This window comes from Bradyrhizobium sp. 23AC (genome assembly GCF_054863025.1).
This window is the reverse complement of the sequence record NZ_JAVAYN010000028.1, coordinates 15,554-31,136: the sequence shown is the minus strand read 5'-3', so window position 1 is coordinate 31,136 and position 15,583 is coordinate 15,554. Positions and strand designations below refer to the sequence as shown.

Sequence of the window (15,583 nt, the reverse complement as noted above, 5' to 3'; positions counted from 1 at the left end):
AGCCCATGTTGAGACCGACCCGACGCATCGCATCCAAAGCGCCACGCGCTGCGATCGCCACCACCCTGTTCGCAGCCCTCACTCTCATTTCTGGAGTCCACGCCGGCATGGCCGAGACCTTCGCCTATATCGGCAATGCCGACAGCAACGACATCAGCGTGTTCAAGATGACCGAGAGCGGCGAGATGATTCCGGTGCAGACGGCCACCTTCAAGGGCGTCGACAAGCCCGGCTCCTCGACGCCGCTCGCGATCACGCCCGACCACCGCGTGCTGATCGCCGGCATCCGCTCGCAGCCATTCCAGGCGGTCAGCTTTGCGATCGATCCCAAGACGGGCCAACTCAGCCCTATCGGCAACGGACCGCTCGCCGACAGCATGGCGAACATCGCCGTCGACCCCAGCGGAAAATTCCTGTTCAGCGCCTCCTATGGCGGCAACAAGGTCGCGCTGAATCCGCTTCTTGCAAACGGCGTCGCCGGCGAGCCGAAGCAGGTGATCCCGACCGGGCTGAACGCGCACGCCTTCCTGCCCTCGCCCGATAACCGCTTCGCGTTCGCGACCAATCTCGGCTCCGATCAGGTGCTGGGCTTCGCGTTCGATGCCACGGCCGGCACGCTGACGCCGAACGACCCTCCGGCCCACAAGGTGCCGGAGAAATCCGGGCCGCGGCACTTCGTATTCCATCCCAATGGCAAGTTCGTCTATCTGATCCACGAGTTGAACGGCGACGTCGCGGCGTTCACCTATGAGGCCAGGAGCGGCGCATGGGACGAGATCCAGCGCACCACTGCGCTGCCCGAGGGCTTTAACGGAAAACCCTGGGCCGCCGACATCCACATCACTCCGGACGGCCGCTTCCTCTACGCCTCCGAGCGCACCACCAACACGCTCACCGCCTACAAGGTCGATGCCACCAGCGGCAAGCTGACCACGATCGGCAGCGTGCCGACCGAGAAACAGCCCCGCGGCTTCCACATCGATCCCTCTAGCCGCTACCTCGCGGCGGTCGGCGAGCTCTCCGACAGCATGACGGTCTATGCGATCGACCAGGGCAGCGGCGCGCTGGCCAGGCTGAAATCCTACCCCACCGGCAAGAAGCCGAACTGGGTGGAGTTCCTGAACCTGCCGTGAGGGGGCGCCGCCGCCGACCTACGTAATCATCCGTAATTTCGGAAGGCGCGCCTTGTCGTCATATCTTCGGTCATGGACCGTCAGATCGTCTTCAAATGCCCGCAGACCGGCATGAACGTGCAGCATCGGCTCGGCGACGAGCCGGCCGACCGCACGCATGTGTCGGTGTCCTGTCCGGCCTGCACGCGTCTGCATTTGATCGACCGGGCCAATGGCAAGCTGCTGGGTGAGCGCCGCGGCTGACGGGCCGTTTAGGCCCGCGCCGCGACTTGTGCCGTGACCTGAGCCGTGACGTCTTCGACGTGGTGCAGCAGATAGACCAGATGGCCCGTCGTGTCGTGGATCGGCGAGTTGATCGGCTGCCAATGACGCTCGACGAAGGTGCCGCCGGGATCGCGGATGTCGTAACGCTGGATCGCCATGGCATGCGCCCGCCCGGTTTCGCCGACGATCCTCAAGCTGCTGTAGAGATTGCTGACGCCATCAGCGAGCGGATCGTCGGGATTATCAGGGAATATCTCGAACAGCGAGCGGCCGACGATTTCGGCCCGGCTGGTCAAGGTCGCAGCTGCATAGGCATCGTTGATGTCGATGATCACGAGGCCCGGCCCCGGGTCCAGCAGCATATAGGGATGCGGTGAGGCATCGAATTCGGGCTGGAATTGCTGCCGGATCGTGTCGGTGTCGCCGTGCTGCCGCCGGCGCTGTTCGAACGGCGTCGTATCGGCCCCGGATGCCGCCGAGTTCAGCAGCGCCAACTGGCGCTTGGCCGATGCCAGCAGCGCGCGCACGGTGTTCTGGACCGTCGGGTCGGTCGTTTCATTGAGCAGCCGCTCGAAATGAACGATATTCTGCTCGCAAACGAACCGTTGCATCCCACCTCGACCCTGAGCTTGCGGCCGCAGTGCCGCGTCATCCTGATCCTAGGTCCATACAGCCGGCCCTGGCAGATGAGAAGACCGTGATCGACGGCACTTTGGGAGTAGTGCCGACCGCCGCGCGCCCGCCCGGGAAAAGCGAACCTGTTCTCCAATCCCGCGACTAATCAAAGACTTGCTGCGACGACCCGCGGCGGCGTGGCCTTCCTTTTTGGGACAACGCTGCCGTAGTCCGCAGCCCTGTCATCTGCTATCGATTGGAGGCATAGCCCCCGTGGAATTTCCGATGCGTCATTTGCCCCGTGCCGTTGCTCGAAGCCTGTGTCCCGCAGCCGTCGCAGGGATGCTCGTCCTCGGTCCATATCCGGCCCGAGCCGCCGATGACGACGCGCCCAAGGGGCCGGCGGTCACGGTGCTGAAGGTCGCGAAATCCTGCTTCTCCGACATCGTCGAGGCCACCGGCACGATCATCGCGCGGGAGGAGACGTCGGTGCGCCCCGAACGGCCGGGCCTCAAGGTCACGGACGTGCTGGCGGAAGCCGGCGACACCACCACCGCCGGCCAGGTGTTGGCGCGGCTGGCGCTCCCCGAGGGCGGCACGCTGCAGGTCACCGCGCCGGTGGCGGGCGTGATCGCGACGTCGACCGCCCAGATCGGAAATTTTGCCTCGGCCAAGGGCGAGGCCTTGTTCACGATCGTGGCGCGCAGCGAATACGATCTCGTCGGTCTGGTGGCGACCACCGACATGCGCAAGCTCGCGGTCAATCAGCCGGCGACCGTGCGGATCGCCGGCGCCGGCGACATCGACGGCAAGGTGCGCCGCATCGGCCCGACCGTCGAGCCGAACATCCAGCAGGGCATGGTCTATATCGGCATCTCCTCGCAGAAGCGGCTGCTGCTGAAGGCGAGCGGACGCGCGCTGATCAAGACCGGGCAGAGCTGCAACGTCGCGGTGCCGCTGACCGCTGTGCAATATTCATCCGCCGGCACCGTGGTGCAGGTGATCCGCCGCAACCGCGTCGAGACCAAGCGTGTCGAGGTCGGATTGATGTCGGGCGGCAATATCGAGGTCCGTGACGGCCTCAACGACGGCGATGTCGTCGTCGCCCGCGCCGGCGCGCTCCTGCGCGAAGGCGATCCGGTGCGCCCGGTGATGGCCGCGGAAGCGGCGAAGTAGCAGACGGTCTCGCAGGGTGGGCAAAGCGAAGCGTGCCCACGTCTTCTATCGAGATGACGGAGAAAAATGGTGGGCACGGCGCTTTGCGCCTTTGCCCACCCTACGAGAGCTCGCGCGCCCTCGAAAAAACTAGCCGCCGGCTTCGCCGAAGTGGACATCTTCGAGCAGCGAAGAGGAGACGGTCGGGACCTGGTCGCCTTCGCTGGCGCGGGAGATGGCGACGCGGGTCTTGTTGAAGACGCTTTCGGCGCTGCCCTTCGCACTGAGGTTGTTCAGGAACTCGCTGACCAGCACGCTGTGCTCGCCCTTGCCGTCGTCGACGACCTTGCCGGGCGAAGCGGAGGAGAGGATCAGCGCGTTGTCGGACGCGCTGATCGGCGCGAGTCCGTGGCTGTAGGAGCGGAAGCGACGCTCGTAAGGATTGCGGCGCGAGGCATCGACGACGACGAGCTTGGCCTTGGCGCCCTGCTCCTTCATCATGTCGATCACGCCGTCGATCGAGACGCCCTGGCGGCGGACGTCGCTTTCCTTCCAGATCACGGCGTCGACCGGCAGCATGTAGCTCTCGCGTCCGGCCTGCACGCCGTAGCCGCCGAAGAACAGCATGACGACGGTGTCGCGCTTGATCCGGGACTTCAGGCGATTGACGGCGCGGACCATGTCGTCCTTGGTCGCGTCTTCCACCATGTCGACGTCAAAACCGTTCTTGCGCAGGGACGAGGACAGCGCGCGGGCGTCGTTGATCGACTGCGTCAGCGGCGCGCTGGCGTCGGGATAATGTCCATTGCCGATGACCAGGGCGAGGCGCGAGGTCTGTGCGATCGAGCCCGTGATCTGGTCGGTCGAGACGGCCTTGGCGGCGTCGATCGCGCGCATGTTGAGAGCAGCATGGGCGCCGATCACGAGCGACACCGTGCCGATGAGGGCCGCGGCCAACGCGATCGTGCGTCGGGAAATGTCGAGCTGCCTAACATTCATCTCGCTTCATTCCTGTCAGTGCCAAAGACCAGCCAAGCGCGCGCACACTGTTTGAGTAGCGCGATAGCGTCTTTAGGTTTGAGGGATTGGCCGGGGATGTGCCCCCGAATTGCGCGCAATTTGCGGCGCCGCACCAAACAAACCCTTAACCGGATATCGCCTCCCCGGCAATAGATTGCCCAAAAATTGAACTAAGCGGCTGAAGATGTTCGTTAATTCTCCAGGCCAGATTTGTGCGTTTTTGCCCCCCGGCACCCCTTTTCGAGCCTCGATCATGCAGCCTTCGTGCCGGCTTTTTCCGTGACCTCCATCACATTTGAATTTCCTGCGAATCCGGGTAGCCTTTTCAACGACTTGGCAAGGGGGCGGCGCGCAGATGGGAGCGCGCCGGTCCCCGACCAAGGCCCCGCGACCAGGTATTTCATGAGCCTTCATTATTTTGCCGGCGCCGCCTGCCGGGCGCTGACTGCCCGGAAGGACGGCCCCTCGCTTTACGATGTGTGCGATCCCGTATTGTCTGTTACGGCCAGTGGCGATCCGCACCTGGCCAAATTCTACAAGACCGCGCTCGGCAATCCCGCGTTGCGGGTGCTGCTGCGGCGGGCCGGGCTGCCCGAGCTGCGTGACGAGGCCAGGCTGACGGCGCTGCGCGAGGCGCTGGCGCGCGCCCGCGACGAGACCGAGCCCGACTGGGCGGCGGTCGGCCAGCCGGTCGCCGATCTCGTCGACAGCATCGCGCTCGACCATCCGAAGCCGCCGCCGGCGATGTTCACCGGCTCCGCGCCGCCAGAGGCGCAGATCGACGGCGTGATCCGCGACTGCGCGCAGCATCTGCTCGGCTCGTACCGCAAGAACGGTTTCCTGCCGACCTACGCCGCCTTCAACCTGATCGGCGATCCTGATTTCCGCGGCCGCGAGCTGATCATGGCGCTCACGGGCCTCAATGCGCGCGGCTACAAGAATTCCTCGCTGCTGTTCAACCTCGCCCGTGTCTTCATCGCGCGCTCGCCAGCGCGTGCCGTCGTCAATCCGCCCTGGCGAGGGGTCGCGGAGCCGATGTGGGAACCGGTGCAGATCCGCCACCGCTCGGCCTATTACGATGCGTTCTTCATCGAGGCACTGCTGAGCTATGGCGAGACCGGACTCGCCTCGCCGGCCGACAAGATCGCGGCCCAGCGCGCCATCGCGGACATGGTGGATTTCTGCGTGAACATCAGCCGCGAGGAGGTCGAAGGCATCGACGGCGCGCGCTTCAACGTCGTCACCGCCTTGGCGCCCCCACCGCATCCGCGCTTTTCGCGTTACTTCGCGCAGATCAAGCAGGATCTCGGCTTCGGCGTTTACGTGCCGGATTGTGACACCACGGCCTGCTCGATCTCCGCTGCGACGCAGGCCGGCTGCCTTGATGAGATCATCAATCAGCCGCTGCTGGATTTCTACGCCGGCTACCAGGTGCGCGCCGGCGTCAACGAACCGCGCGTGACCGTGCCGCTCAACGACAATATCGACTATGAGGGCGGCGTCGCGACCTGGATCGACAACCTCAAGGGCGAGCGTCCCTACGGCAACGATCTCGATCCGACGCTCAATCTCGACATCCTCGAGGTGAGCTTTCGCAACCTCGCGCGCTGGAGAGTCCTGGAGACGCCGTCGCGGCTCGCCACGGTGCATCGCATCATCGGTTTCCAGAAGCGGCTGGCGGCGAGCGGCGCCTTCGCCAATCCGCGCTCGCACATCTATTATCTGCCCGAGCTCTATAGCGCCTATTTCGGCCGCTGCTATGCGGCGTTCCTGGCGCTGCCGCTGGCGGCGCAGGCCGCGATCGATCCCGCCGGCGATTTCGACTTCATCCGCCATCGCGTGCTGTCCTACGTCAAAGGCGAGCTGATGGCGGCGGAGATGAACGTGTTCGACGCGGCGCTGGCGCTGATCGCGCTCGGCCATCTCGGCGCCGACCCGCGCGCCTTCGCGCCGGCGCTGAACGTGATCGTCGCCGGTCTCGGCGAAGGCGGCCGCCGCGGCCCGTTCCGCGCCTATGAGTGGAACAAGATGAAGACGCCGACGCGGATCCTGGTGGGCGGGCCGGAGGTGACGTCGGCATTCGTGCTGATGGGACTGGCGGTGGCGAAGCGGGCGATGACGCGGGGGTGAGGGCACACTGTATCCGTGCCCCGGACGCAGCGCAGCGCCCCTTCGGCGGTGCGCTGCAGAGCCGGGGCCTATGCCTCCGCGAGATGTGTCTGTAAATTTCTGGGTCCCGGCTCTGCGGAGCGGCGTTGCACGCCGCACCGCGTCCGGGACACGAGCCGAGTGACCGTCGATCAATGACGGGAAGTTGAAAGCCTATCTGTTAGGCATACGCTGGCCCGACGGCCAAAAGCCGACCACAATTGCGCGATCTATCGAGATTTTCATCACACGCGGAACGGCATGCTGCGAAAGATCCTGATTGCGCTGTCCTTGCTCGCTCTCCCGTCGCTGGCCGAGGCCGCCGACATCACCGGCACCGCAAAAGTCCGCGCCGGCGATGCCGTCGTGATCGGCAACACGCGGATCCGGCTCGGCGGCATCGACGCGCCTGCGGTCGACCAGCTCTGCCTCAACACCAAGGCCGAGCGCTGGACCTGCGGCGTCGCGGCGCGCGACGAGCTCGCCAAATATGCCGAGGGCAAGAGCTGGGTCTGCCACACCCGTTCGATCGACCGGCGCGGCCGCACCGTGGCGCGCTGCGAGGTCGGCGGCGAGGATATCCAGAAATGGCTGGTGCGCAGCGGCTGGGCGCTGGCCTACACCCGCATCTCCAAGGACTACGAGCCCGACGAGGCCGCCGCGCGCGAGGCAAAAGCCGGGATGTGGCAGGGTGCCTTCATCGCGCCCTGGGACTGGCGCGTCCGCAACAAGAAGACCGTCATCCTCGGCGCCACCAAGCCGCCCGACGGGGCGCATGCGGTGCTGCTCGCCTCGGCCTCGGGACCGGTGGCGCCTTCCCCCGACTGCACCATCAAGGGCAACGTCAACAGCGCCGGCGAATGCATCTTTCACCAGCCAACCAGCCGCTGGTACACCCAGATCAAGATGAAGATCAGCAAGGGCACCCGCTGGTTCTGCTCGGTCGAGGAGGCGGAAGCCGCCGGCTGCCGCGAGACGAAGCGATAACCAGACCTGCATTTTGGACGCTTTTCCAAGGCCCTCGCCCCGCGTAAAACCGTTGTTACAGCGACCCACCCATCTGTTCTCTGGCAATAAGGACTGACAGCAATGACCGTTCGCGCGGGCCGGGAGTTTCTGGCCATCCCCGGGCCCACCACGATGCCCGACGAGGTGCTGCGGGCGATGCACCGTCCGGCGATCGACATCTACTCCAAGGAGATGCTCGACCTGACCGAGAGCCTGCTCGGTGACATCTCGAAACTGTTTGCGACCAAGGGCAAGTCCTACATCTATATCGCCAACGGCCACGGCGCCTGGGAAGCGGCGCTGAGCAACGTGCTGTCGCGCGGCGACAAGGTGCTGGTGCTGGAGAGCGGCCGTTTCGCGATCGGCTGGGGCAATGCGGCAGCGCTGATGGGCGCCGAGGTCGAGGTGCTCAAGGGAGACTGGCGCCGCGCAGTGCGGCCGCACGAGGTCGAGGAGCGCCTGCGCCGCGACAAGGAGCACACCATCAAGGCCGTCGTCGTGGTCCAGGTCGACACGGCCTCGGGCGTGCAGAACGACATCGAGGCGATCGGCAAGGCGATCAAGGCCAGCGGCCATCCCGCGCTGTACATGGTCGACACCGTCGCTTCGCTCGGCTGCATGCCGTTCGAGATGGACAAATGGGGCATCGATGTTGCGATGTCCGGCTCGCAGAAGGGCCTGATGACGCCGCCCGGCCTCGGCTTCGTCGCCGCCAATGCGCGCGCGCTCGAGGTGCACAAGAAGGCCAACATGTCGACGCCCTATTGGAGCTGGAGCGAGCGCGAGGGCACCGAGAATTATCGTAAATACGCCGGCACCGCGCCGGTGCATCTGTTGTTCGCGCTCCGCAAGGCGATCGACATGCTGCACGAGGAAGGCCTTGAGAACGCCTTCCGCCGCCACAGCCTGCTCGGCGAAGCCGCGCGCCGCGCGGTTGGCGCATGGTCGGAAGGCCAGGTGCTCGGCTTCAACGTGGCAGAGGCCAACGAGCGCTCCAACACCGTGACCACGGTGACCATGAGCAACGGCCACGATCCCGCGGTGCTGCAACGCTATTGCAAGGACAAGTGCGGCGTCGTGCTCGGCACCGGCATCGGCGACCTCTCGGGCCAGGCCTTCCGCATCGCCCATATGGGCCATGTCAACGCGCCGATGCTGCTCGGCACGCTCGGGGTGATCGAGATCGGCCTCAACGCCCTGAAGATCCCGCACGGCAAGGGCGGACTGGAAGCCGCGGTGGCGTATCTCGGCGACGAGGTGGCGGTGTAAGCGCCGCTGTCGTCCCTGTGAACACGGTCTTGTAGCCCGGGTGAGCGAAGCGACACCCGGGATCTTGCAAGACCCCCGCATGTCGCTTCGCTCATGCGGGCTACGGCAGGCTCGCTCGTGGCACGCGATACGCCCCGACCTGCGCCTTCAGCTCATCCAGCGACGCCGTCGGCGTCTTCGGATCGACCCGATACTCCCCGCTTCTCAGCCACTGCAGTACTTTCGCATCGACCGCCGGCGAATGGTGGATGACGTCGCCGTAATTATCGAGATCGTGCGTCACCGATTTGATCGCGCGGAAATCGTGCAGGCGCACGTTGGGAAGCTGCGTCAGGCGCTGCGCCATAAGTGCCGTCAGATCGGTGACGATCTTCAGCGTCTCGGGCGAGGCATCGCGCATCGCGACGAATTGCAGGATCGAATAGGGCGGGAAGTAGATGTCGAAGGTCACGTCGGGGTGGCGCGTGATCAGGCCGACGGCATCGCGCTCGAAATGCCTGGCCATGGCCTCATAGCCGTAGCCTTCGCCGAGAAAGCGGCTGCGTACGGGGCTCGTGATGTAGGCGAAGGCGGCGAGCGTCCTCTTCGCATTATACTCGCGCGCGATGTTGAAATCACGCGGCAGCGCGTAGATGTCGTCGACATCAGCCAGCGCGAACTTGACGGGCAGAAACGGCGCCGCGCGGGTCAGCGGCCCGTGCAACGGCGGGACCGAGCGCAGCAGCGCGAACAGTGAGTCTTTCGCCATCGCCGCGCTGAACAGATAGGACGCGATACCCTTGGCCGTCCCGCGATAGAGATCGACGGACAGATAGGGATCGGCCTCGATGTCGGCCGCATCAACGAAGATGAAATCGTCCATGGCCCAGATCACGCGCCTTGCGCCGCGGTCGATCGCCTGCTCCAGCACAAAACCCTGCTGGCGCGAGTTGGAGCCGGTCATCGCCAGCTTGAGCGAGCGAACGCCGAGCGCGCGGTCGATGTCGCTCTGGCGGAAATGGATCGCGAGCGAGGTGCCCATGAAAACGGTGTCGAATGTCTGGCTGCGGATCAGCCCGGCATTCTGCACGCGCGTGTCATCGGAATAGAAGGCGGTGCGCGAGGGGCGGAACAGCTGCAGGGGATCGACGACGTAGGTGAGCACGGCCGCACCGAGCACGAATGCAATGCACGCGAGCAGAAGGCGATTGAGACTGGTGAACGGCCTGCGCATCAGAACCGGAAATAGATGAATTCGCTGTGGCTCTGGATGCCCAAGATGCCGAACGCAAGCACCAGCGATGCGCCGTAGAGAAACAGCGGCCGCATGCGCCCTGCCCGCAAATTCTCGCCGACCCGGCGATTGGCATGATCGTATCCCAAGATGCCTTGCGTGTTCGGCGCCAGCCACACCAGCGCGGCGTAGACGGCGACCAGCACCAGCGCTGCGATCTCCTCACGGCCGAAGAGGATGTTCGAGGGATCGGCCATGGCGTGGAGCACCCGCAGCGCCCACGCAACGCTCTCGGCGCGAAAGAACACCCAGGCGACGACGACGGCAAGGAACGTCAGCGCTGCTCCGGCGATGCGAGCCGGGCGCGCAAGGGCCGACGGAATGGTTGGCATCAGGGCGTTGAAGGCGTGATTGACGCAGAGATAGGCCCCGTGCAGTGCGCCCCAAATGACAAAAGTCCAGGCGGCACCGTGCCAGAGCCCGCCGAGCAGCATCGTGATCATCAGATTGACATAGCGCAGCAAGCGGCCGTGGCGGTTGCCGCCGAGCGGGATGTAGAGATAATCGCGCAGGAATTGCGACAGCGTCATGTGCCAGCGGCGCCAGAACTCCACGATGCTGGTCGCCTTGTAGGGCGAGTTGAAGTTGACGGGCAGGAAGATGCCGAGCATCAGCGAGATCCCGATCGCCATGTCGGAATAGCCGGAGAAATCGAAATAGAGCTGGAACGTGTAGGCAAGTGCGCCCAGCCAGGCCTGGTCGAAGCTCGGCAAGCGCGCCTCGAAGGCGAGCGCGACCAGTGGCTGGACGCCGTCGGCAAGACAGGTCTTCTTAAACAGGCCGATGGCGAAGATGATGACACCGCACAACATGAGATGTCCGTCCGGATGCTTCGTCTCCTTCCGCTCTAATTGCGGGATCATATCCTTGTGGTGGAGGATGGGCCCGGCGATCAAATGCGGGAAATAAGTCACGAACAGCGCGTAATGCGGCAGCGCATAGGCCGCGACCTGCCCGCGATAGGCGTCCACCAGGAACGCAATCTGCGTGAAGGTGTAGAAGGAGATGCCGACCGGCAACAGGATGTGAACCGCAAGATGCGAGCCGAACAGCGCATTGACGTTCTCGGTGACGAAGCCGGCATATTTGAAGATGCCGAGCACCAGCAGATCGCCGGCGACACCAAGCGCGAGCGCCACCTTTCGGCCTGACGGGCCGAGCTCCGCGACGATCAGGAGATGGCCGACGCCGTAGTTGAAGGCGATCGACAGCAGCAACAGGGCCACGAACTGCCAGTTGCCGATGGCGTAAAAGGCGAGCGAGGCCAGCGCCAGCCAGATCACCGGGGTGAGATTGCTGCGCCGCCCGAGCCAGAAATAGCCGGCCAGCACGACCGGCAGGAACAACAGGATGAACGGGTAGGAGTTGAACAGCATCAGGCTGGACCAGCGGCGGGGATTTTGGTCCGTAAAGCATACAAGCGCCCCATCAACAACCCGGCGACTTGGCACGTTCCTGTCTTTGGCTGCGCTGGCAATTCGTGGAAGCGGGACGATATAAGATGGAACACGTATTGAGATGAGGACCGAGTGACCCAGGCCAAAACCCCTTCCCAGCCCCCCGTCGCCCCGCGCCGGCCGCATTCCTTCACGCGGCACGGGATCACCGTGACCGACGACTATGCCTGGCTGAAGGACGCGCAATGGCAGGAGGTGCTGCGCGATCCCAAGGTGCTCGATCCCGACATCCGCAAATATCTGGATGAGGAGAACGTCTACACCGAGAGCCTGCTCGGCCACACCGCATCCCTGCAGAAGACGCTGGTGCGGGAGATGCGCGGGCGGATCAAGGAGGACGATTCCAGCGTGCCCTCGCCCGACGGCCCGTTCGCCTATTTCCGCAGGTTTCGCGAGGGCGGACAGCACGAGCTGTTCGGCCGCATGCCGCGCGACGGCGGCGACGGTGCGATCGTGCTCGACGGCGACGCGCTCGCCAAGGATCACAAATATTTCAGGTTCGGCGGCAGCCGGCACTCCTACGATCACAAGTTGCAGGCCTGGAGCGCCGACACCAAGGGCTCGGAATATTTTTCGATCCGCGTGCGCGACTGGGCAACGGCCAGGGATCTCGACGACGTGGTCGAGGAGACCGATGGCGGCGTCGTCTGGGCCGCGGATTGCAAGAGCTTCTTCTATGTGAAGCTCGACGACAATCACCGGCCGATGCAGGTGTGGCGGCACAGGCTCGGCACCAAGCAGGCCGACGACACGCTGGTCTACGAAGAGCAGGATGCCGGCTGGTTCACCCATCTGCACGAGAGCACCAGCGGCCGCTTCTGCGTGATCGCCGGCGGCGACCACGAGACCTCGGAGCAGCGGCTGATCGATCTCGCCAACCCAGAGGCGCCGCCGCGCCTCGTCGCGGCGCGCGAGGAAGGCGTGCAATATTCGCTGGCCGACCGCGGCGACCAGCTCTTCATCCTCACCAATGCCGACGACGCCATCGACTTCAAGATCGTCACGGCGCCGCTTTCTTCGCCCGAGCGCAAGAACTGGCGCGATCTGATCCCGTATCGTCCCGGCATCTACCTCATCGACCTCGATCTCTATGCCGGGCATCTGGTGCGGCTGGAGCGCGCCAATGCGCTGCCGGCGATTGTGATCCGCGATCTCGTCTCGAACGAGGAGCATGCCATCGCCTTCGATGAGGCCGCCTATTCGCTGGATACGATGGGCTCCTACGAATTCGAGACGACGAATTTGCGCTTTGCCTATTCGTCGATGACGACGCCGTCGGAAGTCTATGACTACGACATGGGCAAGCGCACGCGCACCTTGCGCAAGCGCCAGGAGATCCCGTCGGGCCACGATGCGGCCGATTACGTCACCACGCGCATCACGGCGAAGGCGCAGGACGGCGCCGAGGTGCCGGTGTCGATCCTCTACCGTCGTGGGCTCAAGCTCGACGGCACGGCGCCGCTGCTGCTCTACGGCTACGGCTCCTACGGCATGGCGATGCCGGCCTCCTTCAACGCCAACCGCCTGTCGCTGGTCGACCGCGGCTTCGTCTACGCCATCGCCCATATCCGCGGCGGCGCCGACAAGGGCTGGGGCTGGTATCTCGACGGCAAGCGCGAGAAGAAAACGAATTCGTTCGACGATTTCGCCGCCAGCGCGCAGGCGCTGATCGCCGCGAAGTACACGAGCGCAAAACGCATCGTCGGCCATGGCGGCTCGGCCGGCGGCATGCTGATGGGGGCGGTCGCCAACCGCGCCGGCGAATTGTTCGCCGGCATCGTCGCCGAAGTGCCGTTCGTCGACGTGCTCAACACCATGCTCGACGACACCCTGCCGCTGACGCCGCCGGAATGGCCGGAATGGGGCAACCCGATCGAGAGCGAGCAGGATTTTCGAACCATCCTGTCCTACTCGCCCTACGACAATGTCGCGGCAAAGGACTATCCGGCGATCCTGGCGATGGGCGGCTTGACCGATCCGCGCGTCACCTATTGGGAGCCCGCCAAATGGATCGCGCGCCTGCGCGCCACCATGAAGGGCGGCGGCCCTGTCCTGCTCCGCACCAACATGGGCGCCGGCCATGGCGGCGCGTCGGGCCGGTTCGATCGGCTGGATGAGGTGGCGATCGTCTATGCGTTCGCGCTGTGGGCGGCGGGGATGGCGCAGGCCGGGGTGTAGCCACACCCACAATCTTGTAGGGTGGGCAAAGCGACTTGTCCGCCGTAGCTCGCAGAGCGACGGCGGAAGCGTGCCCACGATCTCGGACCGTTTCGAACAGAACGTGGGCGCGGCGCAAATGCGCCTTTGCCTACCCTACGGCAGCGCGGGGAGAGGCGAAGACTCACACCGCCCCGTGCGCCTCGACATACAGCGCATACACCGAATGGCTGCTCGCCATATAAAGCCGGTTGTTCTTCGGGCCGCCGAAGCAGAGATTGGCGCAGCGTTCGGGCAGCCTGATGAAGGCGAGCGGCTTGCCGTCCGCGTTGAACACCATGACGCCGTCGAGATCTTCCGGCTTGGCCCTGAGCTGAAACACCTTGCGGCCGCCGACATCGGTCGGCTCGCCCTGCAGCGCGCCGTTGGAGCCCCAGCCGCACCAGAGATTGCCGTCGCGGTCGACGCGGACACCGTCGAGCGAGCCCTGGTCGGCGGCGTCGATCAGCTTGGTCTTGCCGCTGAGCGAACCATCGTCGCCGACATTGTAGCTCCAGATGCTGCGGTTGGGCGTGCCCTTCCATTCAACAATGTAGAGCTTCTTCTCGTCCGGCGAGAAGGCGAGGCCGTTGGGATTGACGAGGTCGGTGAGGACGGCACTGATCTTGCCGTCCTTGGCGATGCGGTAGACGTTGGTGGTGGCCTGCTCGGCCTTCTCTTTCTTGCCCTCCCACTCGCCGTTGATGCCGAACAAGGGATCGGTGAACCAGATGCTGTCGTCGGATTTCACCACGATGTCGTTCGGCGCGTTCAGCCGCTTGCCCTCGAACTTGTCGGCGAGCACGGTGATCTTCCCGTCCTTTTCGGTGCGGGTGATGCGGCGGGTGACGGAATGCTCGCAGGTGACGAGACGGCCTTGGCGATCCCTCGCATTGCCGTTGGCGTAATTGGCATTGGCGCGGAACACGCTGGTCTGCCCGGTCTTCTCGTCGAACTTCATGATCCGGTTGTTGGGAATGTCGGAGAACAGGAGATAGCCGCCCTCGGGGAAATAGGCCGGGCCTTCGGCCCAGCGCATGCCTGATGCGACCTGCTCGACCGTCGAGGAGTAGAGCCGATATTTTGTGAAGCTGGGATCGAGGATCTGGACGGCGGGGTCGGGGTAGCGCTGGTTCGGCGTGAACGGGAACGACTGGGCGCCGGCGGCGCGGGCCAGAAGCGTGGACGTCATTGCTGCGCCAGCGCCGGCCACGAGATTGCGTCGCGTGAAATTCATAAAATCCTCCCTGGTGATAAAAGGCCGGCGCTTGATGTGGCCGGCCTGTTTCTTGACGCGGTTTGGCGCTGGCCTTACCGGCCGTTCTTCTTCCGCCACTCCGCGAAATCGGTGAGCGTCTGCGGATCGGTGGCGGGATAGAGACCGAAGATGCCGCGGCCCTTGCCGACCTCCTCGGTGACGAAATCCTCGAACGCCGTCATCTCGAAGGTCTCGTTGGCGATCTCATCAGCGAGATGCGCGGGGATCACGATCACGCCGTCGGCATCGCCGAGGATGATGTCGCCGGGAAATACCGGAGCGTCACCGCAGCCGATGGGAACGTTGATCTCGATCGCCTGGTGCAGCGTGAGGTTGGTCGGTGCCGAGGGACGGTGGTGATAGGCGGGGATGCCGAGCCTGGCGATCTCGGCGGAATCGCGAAAGCCGCCGTCAGTGACGACGCCGGCGACGCCGCGTTTCATCAGGCGCGTCACCAGGATCGCGCCGGCCGAGGCCGCGCGCGCGTCCTTGCGGCTGTCCATCACCAGCACGCTGCCGGCCGGGCAATCCTCCACCGCCTTGCGCTGCGGATGCGAGCGATCCTTGAACACGTCGATGGTGTTGAGATCCTCGCGTGCCGGCATGTAGCGCAGGGTGAAGGCCTCGCCGACCATGGTCGGCTGGTCGGCACCGAGCGGATGCACGTCCTGGATCATCTGGATGCGCAGGCCGCGCTTGAACAGCGCGGTGGCGACGGTGGCCGTGGAGACGGATTTGAGCTTGTTGCGGGTGGCTTCGGAAAGTTTTGTCATTTGGTCGAACTCTC

General features: G+C 64.8%; 13 protein-coding genes. 7 read left to right on the top strand and 6 right to left on the bottom strand.

Going from position 1 to position 15,583, the window contains the following annotated elements; genetic code table 11:
• Positions 1-5: 5 nt before the first annotated feature.
• The gene (locus RAD10_RS37785) at positions 6-1,133 is read left to right on the top strand and encodes a lactonase family protein (RefSeq protein ID WP_461621436.1); all 1,128 of its coding nucleotides are present in this window, start codon (positions 6-8) and stop codon (positions 1,131-1,133) included.
• 72 nt (positions 1,134-1,205) lie between these two features.
• A complete protein-coding gene (locus tag RAD10_RS37780) occupies positions 1,206-1,376 on the top strand; it encodes a hypothetical protein (protein WP_018321596.1) in 171 nt (56 codons plus the stop codon).
• A gap of 8 nt (positions 1,377-1,384) precedes the next feature.
• Here the strand turns inward: RAD10_RS37780 and RAD10_RS37775 are convergent, their stop codons facing one another.
• Complete coding sequence (locus RAD10_RS37775; protein WP_461621435.1) at positions 1,385-2,008, bottom strand: PAS domain-containing protein; 624 nt, start codon at positions 2,006-2,008, stop codon at positions 1,385-1,387.
• Between the two features lie 289 nt (positions 2,009-2,297).
• Between RAD10_RS37775 and RAD10_RS37770 the strand changes: the two genes are divergently transcribed.
• A complete protein-coding gene (locus tag RAD10_RS37770) occupies positions 2,298-3,188 on the top strand; it encodes an efflux RND transporter periplasmic adaptor subunit (RefSeq protein WP_461621434.1) in 891 nt (296 codons plus the stop codon).
• 129 nt (positions 3,189-3,317) lie between these two features.
• On the opposite strand, the gene RAD10_RS37765 is transcribed toward RAD10_RS37770, so the two are convergent.
• Positions 3,318-4,166 carry a caspase family protein gene (locus RAD10_RS37765; protein WP_091966504.1) on the bottom strand — a complete coding sequence of 283 codons (849 nt, stop codon included), beginning with the start codon at positions 4,164-4,166 and terminating at the stop codon, positions 3,318-3,320.
• Between the two features lie 423 nt (positions 4,167-4,589).
• On the opposite strand from RAD10_RS37765, the gene RAD10_RS37760 reads away from it, so the two are divergent.
• From RAD10_RS37760 to RAD10_RS37750, 3 genes are all read left to right on the top strand, one after another.
• Entirely contained in the window at positions 4,590-6,317 is a 1,728-nt protein-coding gene (locus tag RAD10_RS37760) for a hypothetical protein (protein WP_461621433.1), read from the top strand.
• A 279-nt stretch (positions 6,318-6,596) separates the two neighbouring features.
• Complete coding sequence (locus RAD10_RS37755; protein WP_461621432.1) at positions 6,597-7,322, top strand: thermonuclease family protein; 726 nt, start codon at positions 6,597-6,599, stop codon at positions 7,320-7,322.
• A 102-nt stretch (positions 7,323-7,424) separates the two neighbouring features.
• Positions 7,425-8,612: a pyridoxal-phosphate-dependent aminotransferase family protein gene (locus RAD10_RS37750; protein ID WP_461621431.1), complete on the top strand. Its 1,188-nt coding sequence runs from the start codon at positions 7,425-7,427 to the stop codon at positions 8,610-8,612.
• 100 nt (positions 8,613-8,712) lie between these two features.
• Here the strand turns inward: RAD10_RS37750 and RAD10_RS37745 are convergent, their stop codons facing one another.
• Together RAD10_RS37745 and RAD10_RS37740 are read right to left on the bottom strand one after the other, a co-directional pair.
• A complete protein-coding gene (locus RAD10_RS37745) occupies positions 8,713-9,825 on the bottom strand; it encodes a hypothetical protein (protein ID WP_461621430.1) in 1,113 nt (370 codons plus the stop codon).
• Complete coding sequence (locus tag RAD10_RS37740) at positions 9,825-11,261, bottom strand: MBOAT family O-acyltransferase (protein WP_461621429.1); 1,437 nt, start codon at positions 11,259-11,261, stop codon at positions 9,825-9,827. Before RAD10_RS37740 ends, RAD10_RS37745 begins: the two co-directional genes overlap by 1 nt.
• A gap of 153 nt (positions 11,262-11,414) precedes the next feature.
• Between RAD10_RS37740 and RAD10_RS37735 the strand changes: the two genes are divergently transcribed.
• Positions 11,415-13,520: a S9 family peptidase gene (locus tag RAD10_RS37735; protein WP_461621428.1), complete on the top strand. Its 2,106-nt coding sequence runs from the start codon at positions 11,415-11,417 to the stop codon at positions 13,518-13,520.
• Positions 13,521-13,683: 163 nt separating this feature from the next.
• Here the strand turns inward: RAD10_RS37735 and RAD10_RS37730 are convergent, their stop codons facing one another.
• Both RAD10_RS37730 and RAD10_RS37725 read right to left on the bottom strand, forming a co-directional pair.
• The gene (locus RAD10_RS37730) at positions 13,684-14,775 is read right to left on the bottom strand and encodes an SMP-30/gluconolactonase/LRE family protein (RefSeq protein WP_461621427.1); all 1,092 of its coding nucleotides are present in this window, start codon (positions 14,773-14,775) and stop codon (positions 13,684-13,686) included.
• 74 nt (positions 14,776-14,849) lie between these two features.
• Complete coding sequence (locus RAD10_RS37725) at positions 14,850-15,569, bottom strand: ribonuclease activity regulator RraA (protein ID WP_461621426.1); 720 nt, start codon at positions 15,567-15,569, stop codon at positions 14,850-14,852.
• Positions 15,570-15,583: the final 14 nt, after the last annotated feature.

Bases quoted from the DNA above. Each gene is read 5' to 3' on its own strand.
- RAD10_RS37760 (WP_461621433.1), top strand. From the start codon at position 4,590: ATGAGCCTTCATTATTTTGCCGGCGCCGCCTGCCGGGCGCTGACTGCC.
- RAD10_RS37730 (WP_461621427.1), bottom strand. From the start codon at position 14,775: ATGAATTTCACGCGACGCAATCTCGTGGCCGGCGCTGGCGCAGCAATG.
- RAD10_RS37780 (WP_018321596.1), top strand. From the start codon at position 1,206: ATGGACCGTCAGATCGTCTTCAAATGCCCGCAGACCGGCATGAACGTG.
- RAD10_RS37740 (WP_461621429.1), bottom strand. From the start codon at position 11,261: ATGCTGTTCAACTCCTACCCGTTCATCCTGTTGTTCCTGCCGGTCGTG.
- RAD10_RS37755 (WP_461621432.1), top strand. From the start codon at position 6,597: ATGCTGCGAAAGATCCTGATTGCGCTGTCCTTGCTCGCTCTCCCGTCG.
- RAD10_RS37785 (WP_461621436.1), top strand. From the start codon at position 6: ATGTTGAGACCGACCCGACGCATCGCATCCAAAGCGCCACGCGCTGCG.
- RAD10_RS37765 (WP_091966504.1), bottom strand. From the start codon at position 4,166: ATGAATGTTAGGCAGCTCGACATTTCCCGACGCACGATCGCGTTGGCC.
- RAD10_RS37775 (WP_461621435.1), bottom strand. From the start codon at position 2,008: ATGCAACGGTTCGTTTGCGAGCAGAATATCGTTCATTTCGAGCGGCTG.
- RAD10_RS37745 (WP_461621430.1), bottom strand. From the start codon at position 9,825: ATGCGCAGGCCGTTCACCAGTCTCAATCGCCTTCTGCTCGCGTGCATT.
- RAD10_RS37725 (WP_461621426.1), bottom strand. From the start codon at position 15,569: ATGACAAAACTTTCCGAAGCCACCCGCAACAAGCTCAAATCCGTCTCC.
- RAD10_RS37770 (WP_461621434.1), top strand. From the start codon at position 2,298: ATGCGTCATTTGCCCCGTGCCGTTGCTCGAAGCCTGTGTCCCGCAGCC.
- RAD10_RS37750 (WP_461621431.1), top strand. From the start codon at position 7,425: ATGACCGTTCGCGCGGGCCGGGAGTTTCTGGCCATCCCCGGGCCCACC.